2 protein-coding genes are annotated in these 12,032 nt (G+C 65.0%); both read right to left on the bottom strand.

Annotated features, from left to right (window positions below; translation table 11 throughout):
• Window positions 1-5: 5 nt before the first annotated feature.
• A complete protein-coding gene (locus tag CAL28_RS12305) occupies window positions 6-689 on the bottom strand; it encodes a transglutaminase-like cysteine peptidase (RefSeq protein ID WP_094841650.1) in 684 nt (227 codons plus the stop codon).
• A gap of 73 nt (window positions 690-762) precedes the next feature.
• Window positions 763-11,748, bottom strand: coding sequence for a retention module-containing protein (locus CAL28_RS12300; RefSeq protein WP_094841649.1), 10,986 nt, complete (start codon window positions 11,746-11,748; stop codon window positions 763-765).
• Between the last annotated feature and the right edge of the window lie 284 nt (window positions 11,749-12,032).

The raw sequence follows: 12,032 nt of genomic DNA, 5'->3' as shown, positions 1-12,032 counted from the left end.
AACGCCTATTGCCGGATGCCTTCACGCGCCATGCGCTGAAGCAGATCGCGCCAGCGGCCGATACGATCGACCGGGGCGGCATGTTTGCCGTCGACGTACACGCCGTCGGCATTGAAACTGAATACGGGTGTCAGATCCCTGCGCTGACTGGCGGGCAGGATATCGGATATCAGGCTGTCCAGCACCAGCGGCACCGAATTGGCGGTCGGATAGTAGGCCAGCACCATGTGAGCGATCTGCTCGCTGCTTTCCGGCCCACCGATGCGCGCGCGCACATACACGAAACGGAGCTTGCTGGTCGGCACGCCCAATTTGATCAACGAAAAATACTTGCCGATGACGAAGTCTTCGCAGTCGCCGGCGCCCTTGCCCAGCGCCTCCAGCGGCGTGGCCCAGTAATCGGCCTGTCCCCATATCGTCTGGTCCTCGGCCTGCAACAGCCTCCGGTTCCAGAAGGTATTCACGCTGGTCAGTTTGTCCGGCTCGTCCAGCGCCCTGTCGTCTTGCAGCAATTGCAGCCAGGCCGCGACCGCGTGCGCCCCCTTGCTGCCATACCGGCTGGCCGCGACCTGCTCCAACCGCGCGGTGTCCAGCTCCAGCGCGCCGCTGATTCCCCACCCGAACAGCAGGCAGAAGAAAGCCGCCCTGGCCCAGGCCCGGACGGCGCGCGAAGAGGTGGGGTTAAGCATGAAACATATTGTAAGACCAACCCGGACGGTCCCCGTCGCCGGGGCCGTCCGGGAGCGCGGCCCCCGCTAGCGATCAGCTGTGGCCATGCAGCTTACCCTTCTGGATCAGATCGTTGATGATGGCCTGGTCGTTCTGCAGGCTGCCACCGTTGGTCAGATCCACGCCGTGCAGCACGATCTTCTGGTCGAAGGCCTGTTGCGCCGCACCGCCCGTGGTGCTGACGTTGATGACCGTATCCGTACCGCTCTTCGAGAAGTGCAGGTACTTGGACAGGTCGCCGTCGGCCGGGTTGTTCAGCAGCTCGTGCAGGTCCAGGACATCGCCGCCGGCGGACGCGGCGCGGGTATCGAAGTCCATGATGGTATCGACAGCGGGGTTGGCCGTCGTGCCGCCGTCGTGCAGCGACCACTTGAAGGTGTCGCTGCCATCGCCGCCGTACAACGTGTCGTTGCCCGCGCCGCCCACCAGGGTATCGTTGCCCGCATCGCCGTACAGGGTGTCGTTGCCGCCCTGGCCGTAGATGGTGTCGTTACCGTTGCCGCCGTGGATCGTATCGTTTCCGCCGCGCGTGTCGCCGCCCACGTTCAGCGTATCGCTATGCTGGCTGACGTAGTTGTAGACATCGCTCGACGTGGGAGCATGGCCCAGCGTATCGGTCAGGTAATCCAACAGCCCTTGCAGGCCCTGGCCGTTGTGCGTGCCGGCCGGATGCTGCGTCGAGTTCAGCGCGTCCGTGTTGATCGTATCGCCGAAGATGATGTCGTTGCCATCACCGCCATTGATCGTATCGGCGCCGACCGCGTTGGGATCGGAATGCGATCCGCCGCCGTTCAGGGCCGTGGTCAGGTCGCCCGGCTGCAGCACGATGTCCACTTCGCCGGTGGGACCGGTGACGTAGAGGTGATCGACCAGCAAGAAGTTGTCCACGCTGATGGACGCGTTCGAGTTGTTGTTGGTGTTGTCCTGGACATCGAAATCCAGGCGATACTGGCCCGCGCCGTGATCGCCGGTCGTGATGTGGCCGGTGCTGGTGCCGGACTCGATCGTCGTCCAGCTATTGCCGTTCTTGACCTGCAGGTACCAGGTGACCGCATCGCCGGCCTTGAAGCTCGAACTGGTGCTCAGGTCGAACTCGAAGTGCGCGGTATGGCCGCTGGAGACCGTCACGCCGTCGGTCGCGTACTGCGTGGACTTGGGATCGTTCCCCTTCGTACCGTACTTGTCGGAGATCTGGATCGATGAGCCGCTGCCTTCGCTGATGGACCCGCCGCCGTTCTGGATCGTATTCCAGCTGCCGGTGCTGTCGAAGCCGTAGTACCACGACGTGCTCAGGTTGGTGGTGCCGTCGCCGAAGTCGACCTGCCCAGTGCCGGCGGCATCGGTGTTGTCGAAGAACTTCAGGTAGTTCTCGTTCACACCGTCGCCGATACCGATACCGTGCACGGTGCTCATCGCGGCCAGCGCCTGGAACGCGTCGATCGAGTGCTGCAGGGTCGTCGAGCTGGTCGACGAACCGTTGCCGCCGCCGTTGTAGACGGTGGGATCGCCGTCGGTCATGAAGAAGCTCAGGTTGTCGTAACCGTTCGCCGTTCCCTTGCCGGCCGCCGCCTGCGCGTTGAACCAGTCCACCGCGGAATCGAAGGCGTCCTCGTAGTTGGTCGAACCGGAGGCATCCAGGTTGTTGATCGCCTTGATCAGCTTGTCGGTCGCCTGATCGACATCGCTCAGGTCCAGGTTCTGCACGGTGACGGCCGTATCGGCCGAGCTGCCGAAGCCGATCAGCGTCACGTTGACAATGCCGTCGTGGCCGGCCAACTGCTTGACGAACTGCGTCAGCGCGTCCTTCACCAGTTCCATGCGGGTCTGGTTGCCGGCGATGTCGCTGTCCATGCTGCCCGAGTGGTCGACGATCAGCGCGATGTTGTAGTTCTGGCCCGGCGTGGTGGTGGTGACCGTGCCGCCCGTATCGCCCATGATGATGTCGTTGCCCGAACCGCCATTCAGCGGCGGCGTGGTACCGCCATGGCCGTTGTTGTCGCCGGTGCTGGTGTTGTCGCCCTGGATCAGATTGTTGGTGGCCAGGCCGAAGTTGTGCTCGGTGGATGTGTCCTGGCCGCCGTGCGCCGTACCGCCGTTGTCCTGCACCTTGAAGCCGAAGGAAGTGTCCTTGCCGTCGGCACCCGGGGTGTATACCAGCTTGCCCGCCGCGATATCGCTGGCGGAAATCACCTGGCCCGCGGTAACGGCCTGGCCGTTCAGCGTCAACGTGCCGCTGTCCGGGGTGCGGGTGATGATGACGTCCTGCAGCGTGTTGTGCTCGCCGTTGCTGTCGGCGAAGTTGAACTCCGCGGTCGTGAAGGTGTGCGATCCACCCGCGTTGACGGTCGTGGCATTGTCGCTGGCGGTCGGCGCATCGTTGGTGCCGTTGATGGTCACCTGTACCTGATGCGTGGCCGTGCCGTCGGCCGAAACCACGGTGTAGACACGCGTGCCCAGGCTGTCGCTGCCGGACAGCGCCTGCACCGCCGGATTGCTGTTGTCCAGCGTGTAGGTCCAGTGGCCATTGGCATCGACCGTGAACGTGCCGTACTGGTCGTGGATGGTATTGGCCTGGAAGCTGCTTTCGCCCGCGTCCTTGTCCTGGATGGCCAGGGTCCCGGTCAGGGCGGCGCCGTCTTCGTAGACGGTGCCGTGATCGGAACTGCCCTGGCCGACCGTGATGATCGGGATGTCGTTGGTACCGGTCAGGGTAATGGTGACCGTCTGCGTGTCGGTGCCGCCGTGGCCGTCATCGACCTTCACCGTGAAGGTGTCGGTCTTGTGCTCGTCCTTGGCCAGCGCCTGGGTCGCCTGCTGGTCTACCGTGTAGGTCCACTTGCCGGTGCTGTCCAGCGTCAGGGTGCCGTAGGCGCCCTTGGCCGGCGAATCGATGGTCCAGGTATGGCCGTCGTGGTAGTCCTTGTCCGCGACGGTCAGTTGGCCGGATACCGAGGTTTCGAGATCCTCGGTCACCGAGGCCGTGGACTTGCCGCTGATGACCGGGTCATCGTTCGTGCCGACGATCGTAACCGTCACGGTGTGTTCGCCGCTGCCGTCCAGCGACTTCACCGTGAACTGCTCGGTCATGGTTTCGTCTTTACCCAAGCCCTGCACCGCCGGATCGCTGTTGTTCAGCGCATAGGTCCAGTTGCCGTTGGCATCGATGGAGAACGAACCGTGCACCCCAGGCGTACCGGTCTGCACCTGGAACTGCGATTCGCCCGGATTCGGGTCGACCACATCCAGCTTGCCGCCGGTGGTGTTCGGGACCGCGTCCTCGACCACCGTGCCTGCATCGCTGCCCGGGCTGTGCGGCGTGATCGTCGCGCCATCGTCGGTACCATTGATGGTGATCGTGATGGTGCTGGTCTTCGAACCGTCCTGGCTGGTCACCGTGTAGGTCTCGACGATGCTCTGCCCGGCGTTCAGGCCCTGCACCACCGCGTTGCCGTTGTCCACCGTGTAGGTGTACGAACCGTCGGCGTTGAACACCAGCTGGCCCAGCGGCACGTTGCCGTTGCCCGTGCTGCCGTCAAAGTGCGCGCCCGCCTGGAAGTGGCTTTCGCCGGCGTCCGTGTCGCTGATCGTCAGTTGACCCGTGGCCACCAGGTTGCCATCGTTGTTGACGTTCTGGTCTTCGGTCACCGCACCGGTGCCGGCGCTGACCACCGGCACGTCGTTCGTGCCGATAATCGTCACCGTCACCTGGTGCGTGGCGCTGCCGTCGGCCGAGGTCACCGTGAACTGCTCGGTCATCGTCTGGCCCGCGCCCAGCGCTTGCACCGCCGGATCGCCGTTGTTCAGCTTGTACGTCCAGTTGCCGTTCTCGTCGATCGCGAATGTGCCGTGCTCGCCCACATGGTTGGTCTGCGCCACGAACTTGTTCTGGCCCGCGTCGGCATCCTGGATGTCCAGCTTGCCGCCCGTCGTGTCCTGCGCGGCGTCTTCCACCACCGTGCCGTGGTCGCTGGCCGTGCCCGGCTGGCCCGGCGTGCCCGGGTCGTGCGGGGTGATCGTCGCGCCATCGTCCGTACCGTTGATGGTGATCGTGATGGTGCTGCTCTTCGAACCGTCCTGGCTGGTTACCGTGTAGGTCTCGACGATGCTCTCGCCCGTCTTCAGGCCCTGCACCACCGCGTTGCCGTTGTCCACCGTGTAGGTGTACGAACCGTCGGCGTTGAACACCAGCTGGCCCAGCGGCACATTGCCGTTGCCCGTGCTGCCGTCAAAGTGCGCGCCCGCCTGGAAGTGGCTTTCGCCGGCGTCCGTGTCGGTGATCGTCAGCTGGCCCGTGGCCACCAGGTTGCCATCGTTGTTGACGTTCTGGTCTTCGGTCACCGCACCGGTGCCGGCGCTGACCACCGGCACGTCGTTCGTGCCGATAATCGTCACCGTCACCTGGTGCGTGGCGCTGCCGTCGGCCGAGGTCACCGTGAACTGCTCGGTCATCGTCTGGCCCGCGCCCAGCGCCTGCACCGCCGGATCGCCGTTGTTCAGCTTGTACGTCCAGTTGCCGTTCTCGTCGATCGCGAACGTGCCGTGCTCGCCCGCATGGTTGGTCTGCGCCACGAACTTGTTCTGGCCCGCGTCGGCATCCTGGATGTCCAGCTTGCCGCCGGTCGTGTCCGGTGCCGTGTCTTCCACCACCGTGCCGTGGTCGCTGGCCGTGCCCGGCTGGCCCGGCGTGCCCGGGTCATGCGGGGTGATGATCGCCGTGTCGTTGGTACCCGTGATCGTTACGGTCACCGTCTGGGTGTCCGTGCCACCGTGGCCGTCGTCCACCTTAACGGTGAAGGTATCGGTCTGCTTCTCGCCTTCCTTCAGCGACTGCACGGCCTGCGGGTCGACGGTATAGGTCCACTTGCCCGTGGCGTCGACGCTGATCGAACCGTAATCGCCCTTGGAACCGTTGACCACCGTCCACGTATGCGTGTCGTGCGCGTCCACGTCGGAAACCGTCAACTGGCCGGTCACCGAAGGCGCGCCGTCCTCGGTCAAAGCCCCGTTGTGCACGCCGGAGATGACCGGGTTGTCGTTGGTGCCATCGATGGTGATCGTTACCGTCGCGGGCGTGCCGTCGGCGCTCTTCACCGTGAAGGTTTCGGTCAGGTGCTCGCCCGCGCCCAGCGCCTGCACGCGGGGATCGCTGTTGTTCAACTGGTACGTCCAGGTGCCTTGCGAATTGACGGAGAAGCTGCCGTACTCGCCCGGCGTCTTGCTTTGGGTCTGGAAGGTCGCTTCGCCCTTGTCCGCGTCCTGCACATCCAGGTTGCCGGACACCGCCTGCACGCGATCTTCCTGCACCGTACCGAGGTCGTCGCCGGGGTGATGCGGGGTGATGATCGCCACGTCGTTGGTGCCGGTGACGTTCACCACCACCGTTTGCAGGTCGAAGCCGCCATGGCCGTCGCTGACCTGGACCAGGAACTTCTCTTGCACCGTCTCGCCTTCGCGCAGCGACTGCACGTTCTGGTTCACGGTGTACGTCCACTTGCCGGTCTGGTCGACCGTCAGGTTGCCGTAGTCGCCCTTGTTGCTGCCCAGGATGGACCAGCTGTGGGTGTCATGCGCATCCACGTCGCTGACGTTCAGCTGGCCGCTGACCGCGGTCGCGGCGTCTTCCTTGATCGCACCGCTGCTGACGCCGCTAATGTGCGGCGCATCGTTGGTGCCGAGGATGGTAACCGTCACCGTTTCAGGCGTACCGTCGGCGGTCTTGACGGTGAACGTCTCGACCAGTTTTTCGCCCGCGCCGAGTGCCTGGACTTCGGGGTTGTTGTTGTTCAGCGTGAACAGCCAGCTACCATTGGTTCCGACCAGGAAGGTACCGTGGGGCGTGGTGATGACATTGGCCTGGAAGTAATTCTGGCTGGCGTCGGCATCCTTGATATCCAGGTCGCCGCCCGTCCACTGCTGCAAGGGGAAATCTTCCCGCACCGTGCCGGAGTCGTCGCCCGTGACGACCGGCACGTCATTGGTGCCCGTCACGGTAACCGTCACGGTCTGCACCGCCGTGCCGCCGTGGCCGTCGTCCACCACGACATGGAAGGTCTCGACCTTCTCCTGGCCTTCGGCCAGCGATTGGATCGCCTTGCTGTCGGCCGTATACGTCCACTTGCCCGTGGCATCCACCGTCAGCGTGCCGTACTGGCCCTTGGGATTGCCCTGCACCGACCACGTGTGCGCGTCGCTCGTGTCCACATCCGACACCGCCAGCTGGCCCGATACCGACGGCGCCGCGTCTTCCTTCAACGCGCCGGTCGCTTCGCCGCTGATCTGCGGAACGTCGTTCGTACCGTCGATCGTGATCGTGACTTCGGTCGTCGTGCCATCGGCCGTCACGACCGTGACCTTCTCGGTCAGGCTCTCGCCCACGGCCAGCGCCTGGACCGCCGGATCGCTGTTGTTCAGGTTGTACGTCCAGTTGCCGTTCGCATCGATGCTGAACGTGCCATGCTGGGTCGCCGTGTTGTCCTGCGCCTGGAAGAACGACTGGTCATGGTCGGCATCGACGATGTCCAGCTTGCCGCTGGTGCTCAGCGTCGTGTCTTCCTTCACCTCGCCCTTGTCGCTGTCCGGCGAATGCGGCGTGATGACCGGAACGTCGTCCGTGCCGTTGATCGTGATCGTGATCGTGCTGGTGGCCGAGCCGTCCTGGCTGGTCACCGTATACGTTTCGACGACGCTCTCGCCGCTGCGCAGGCCCTGCACCACGGCGTTGTCGTTCGCGACCGTGTAGGTGTACGAACCGTCGGCATTGAATACCAGCTGGCCCAGCGGCGCGTTGCCGTTGCCCGTGCTGCCGTCAAAGCGCGCGCCCGCCTGGAAGTGGCTTTCGCCCGTGTCCACGTCGGCGATCGTCAGCTGGCCCGTGGCCACAAGGTTGCCGTCGTTGTTGACGCCCTGGTCTTCGGTCACGGCGTTGGTGCCGCTGCTCAATACCGGCACGTCGTTCGTGCCGATGATCGTTACCGTCACCTGGTGCGTGGCGCTGCCGTCGGCCGAGGTCACCGTGAACTGTTCGGTCAGCGTCTGGCCGGCCCCCAGCGCCTGGACGGCGGCATCCCCGTTGTTCAGGTGATAGGTCCAGTTGCCGTTCTGGTCGATCGAGAATGTGCCGTGGTCGCCCGCATGGTTGTTCTGCGGCGTGAACTTGCTTTCCCCGGCGTCCGCGTCCTTGATGTCCAGCTTGCCGCCGGTGGTGTCCGGCGTGGCGTCTTCCACCACCGTGCCGTGGTCGCTGGCCGTCTCCGGCTGGCCCGGCGTACCCGGGTCGTGCGGGGTGATCACCGGCACGTCGTTGGTGCCGGTCAGCGTCACCGTCACGGTCTGCAGGTCGAAGCCGCCATGGCCGTCGCTGACCTGGACGACGAACTTCTGCTGCACCGTGTCGCCTTCGCCGAGCGACTGCACATTCTGGTTCGCCGTGAAGGTCCACTTGCCGGTCTGGTCGACCGCCAACGTGCCATAGGCACCCTGGTTATTGCCGACGATGGACCAGCTGTGGGTATCGTGCGCGTCGACGTCGCTGACATTGAGCTGGCCGCTGACCGTCGTGGCCGCGTCTTCCTTGATCGCGCCGGTGCTCTGCCCGCTGATGTGCGGGAAATCGTTGGTGCCGACGATCGTGACGGTCACCGTGGTCGGCGTACCGTCCGCGGTCTTGACCGTGAAGGTCTCGGTCAGCTTTTCGCCGACGCTCAGCGCCTGGACCTGCGGATCGCTATTGTTGAGCAGGTAGCCCCAGGTGCCGTTCGAGGCGATGGCGAAAGTGCCGTGCTCGCCCGTCACTCTCTCGGCCTGGAAGTGCGATTGGCCCGCGTCCGCGTCCTTGACGTCCAGATCCCCGCCGGTCAACGGCAGAAGATCTTCGTATACGGTGCCCGTACCGTGGCCCGTGACGACCGGCACGTCATTGGTGCCCGTCACGGTGACCGTCACGGTCTGCACCGCCGTGCCGCCGTGGCCGTCGTCCACCACGACATGGAAGGTCTCGACCTTCTCCTGGCCTTCGGCCAGCGATTGGATCGCCTTGCTGTCGGCCGTATACGTCCACTTGCCCGTGGCATCCACCGTCAGCGTGCCGTACTGGCCCTTGGGATTGCCCTGCACCGACCACGTGTGCGCGTCGCTCGTGTCCACATCCGACACCGCCAGCTGGCCCGATACCGACGGCGCCGCGTCTTCCTTCAACGCGCCGGTCGCTTCGCCGCTGATCTGCGGAACGTCGTTCGTACCGTCGATCGTGATCGTGACTTCGGTCGTCGTGCCATCGGCCGTCACGACCGTGACCTTCTCGGTCAGGCTCTCGCCCACGGCCAGCGCCTGGACCGCCGGATCGCTGTTGTTCAGGTTGTACGTCCAGTTGCCGTTCGCATCGATGCTGAACGTGCCATGCTGGGTCGCCGTGTTGTCCTGCGCCTGGAAGAACGACTGGTCATGGTCGGCATCGACGATGTCCAGCTTGCCGCTGGTGCTCAGCGTCGTGTCTTCCTTCACCTCGCCCTTGTCGCTGTCCGGCGAATGCGGCGTGATGACCGGAACGTCGTCCGTGCCGTTGATCGTGATCGTGATCGTGCTGGTGGCCGAGCCGTCCTGGCTGGTCACCGTATACGTTTCGACGACGCTCTCGCCGCTGCGCAGGCCCTGCACCACGGCGTTGTCGTTCGCGACCGTGTAGGTGTACGAACCGTCGACGTTGAATACCAGCTGGCCCAGCGGCGCGTTGCCGTTGCCCGTGCTGCCGTCAAAGCGCGCGCCCGCCTGGAAGTGGCTTTCGCCCGTGTCCACGTCGGTGATCGTCAGCTGCCCCGTGGCCACCAGGTTGCCATCGTTGTTGACGCCCTGGTCTTCGGTCACGGCGTTCGCGCCGCTGCTGACTTCCGGCACATCGTTGGTGCCGGTGATGGTGATGGTCACATCCTGGAGGGCCGTACCGCCGTGGCCGTCATCGACCAGGATATGGAAGGTTTCCTGGACCTGTTGGTCCTTGGCCAAGGCCTGCGTCGCCTGCTGGTCGACCGTGTAGGTCCACTTGCCGGTCTGGTCGACGCTGATGGTGCCATATTGGCCCTGGGGCTCGCCCGACACCGACCAGGTGTGCGTATCGCTCTTATCCACATCGGCCACGGAAAGCTGGCCGGAAACGGTCTGCTCGACATCCTCCGTGGCCGCCGCCGTGTTGGGGCCGCTGATGGTCGGGACGTCGTTGGTGCCGTCGATGGTGATGGTCACCGTGGTTTCGGTGCCGTCCGCGGACTTGACCGTGAAGGTCTCGGTCAGCTGCTCGCCCACGGCCAGCTGCTGTACCTGCGGATCGTCGTTCGTCAGGTTGTACGTCCAGTGGCCTTCGGTGTCGATCGAGAACGTGCCGTGCTGTCCGGCCGTACCGTTCTGCGCCTGGAAGAAGGACTGGTCGTGGTCGGGATCGACGATGTCCAGCTTGCCTTCAGCCGTCAGGACTTCGTCTTCCTTGACCTGGTTGGCGTCGGGGCTGCCTTCGCCCGGAGTGATGACCGGCACATCGTTGGTGCCAGTCACCGTCAGGGTCAACGTCGCGATGGAGGTGCCGCCCTCGCCGTCGGAAATCGTGTAGTTGACGGTCGTCGTTTTGGTTTCGCCGGCCGCCAGGCTCTGGAAATCCTCGCCCGGATTGAAGGAGTACGTACCGTCCGCGCGGATCGTGAACGTACCGCCGGCCGAACCGGCAACCTCCACACCGGCCGAGGTCACGTCCTTGTCGCCCGCATGCACGACGGTCAGCGTATCGCCGTCCGGATCGATATCGCGGCCCACGCCCTGGGCGTTGCCGGTCAGGACGTTACCCGAGACCGCCGCGTCCTCGGTGGTGGTGGCGGCATCGTTGACCGCCAACGGCGCGGGGTTGGTGACGTTCCAGTTGAAGGTTTCGGTCACGGTCGCGCCGCTGGTATCGGTCGCGGTGATGGTGACCTGGTAGACACCGTTGTTGCCGCCCTGCGAGGCGGAATGGTCGATGGCGCCGGTGATCACGCCCGTGTCCGGGTTGATCGTCAGGCCTGGGGGCAGGCCGTTGGCCGTGAAGGTCAGCTTGTCGCCGGTGTCGACATCGGCGAAATGACCGGCCACGCTCACATTGATGTTCTGCTGCGCGTCCACGCCGTTGACGTTGTCGATCGCGGTCGCGGTCGGAGCGTCGTTCAGGCCGTTCACCGTGACGGTCACCGTGGCGGTCGACGTATTGCCGAACGGATCGGACACCGTGTACGTGACGGTGCTGGTTTCCGACTGGCCGGCGCCCAGGTGATGATACGCATCGCCCGGATTGAAGATATAGCTGCCGTCCGGGAACACCGTGAAGGTACCGCCGGTGGAACCGGCGACCTGCACGCCACCGGTCGCCATCGGCGTGCCGCCCACCGACTGGATGAAGACCGCGTCGCCGTTGGGATCGGTGTCGTTGGTCAGGATATTGCCGGTGACGAACGACTTCTCGGTGGTGGTGCCCGTATCGTTGCCGGCGGTCGGCGGGTCGTTGGCGGGCGCGTTATTGTTCGTCGCCAGGCCGGCCGGGGTCAGCAGGTTGATCGCGGGAGTACCGGCGCCAGGATAGGCAAGATCCAGCGGGGAGGTCGACTCGACCACGCGGGCCAGGCGCACGAAGCTGCTGCCGCCGGCATCGCCACCGCCCGCCACCAGGGCAGCCGTGGGATCCAGGTTGTCGAACGGGTCCTGGCCATTCTGCAGGGCCGCCAGCAGGCGGTCGGAATCGGTGCCGGTGGGCGGCGCCACGGCGGCTTCGGAGCGATCGACCGGCTGGCCCGCCATATCGGCATTGAACGCCACATCCCGGTTCTCGCCGATCGTCAGGGGCATGCCGCCTTCCGTCTGCAGGGCGACGGTGGCGCCCGTTGCAGTCACGATTTCGGTATCGGGCGGGATCCGGCTGCCGGCATGCAGTTCGGTGAGCGACCCATCGCTATTGCGTATCCAGGCGCGTCCGACGACTTGCGTAACTACGGCGGGAGTGGAGAAGGCCATTTTTTAGCTCCGGTTTTAGATGGCGTAATCCTAAAGACCCGGACCAATGGCGGATATTGTCCTGGAGGACAGGTTCTGCGATGGAATGAAGATGCCGGAGGCCGTTCGGGGACATTCGCCCACCTGGATGGCAGGGCAGCCCACCGGCCGCCCTAGGCGCCGGATTCCGGCCTACGCCGGACGGCTGCGCCCGCTGCAGGCCCGCTACCGGAGGCCGCCCCTTGGGTGTCCGCCGTCCGTCCATCGGCCGGCCGGCGCAGGGCCCGGGATGGAAACGCCGGCGC

The sequence above is a fragment of the Bordetella genomosp. 11 genome (assembly GCF_002261215.1).
Lineage (GTDB): Bacteria > Pseudomonadota > Gammaproteobacteria > Burkholderiales > Burkholderiaceae_B > Bordetella_C.
This window is presented reverse-complemented; position numbering and strand designations above follow the sequence as displayed.

What these genes read in the sequence shown, in the direction of transcription:
- CAL28_RS12305 (WP_094841650.1), bottom strand. Translation starts at nt 689, where the DNA reads ATGCTTAACCCCACCTCTTCGCGCGCCGTCCGGGCCTGGGCCAGGGCG.
- CAL28_RS12300 (WP_094841649.1), bottom strand. Translation starts at nt 11,748, where the DNA reads ATGGCCTTCTCCACTCCCGCCGTAGTTACGCAAGTCGTCGGACGCGCC.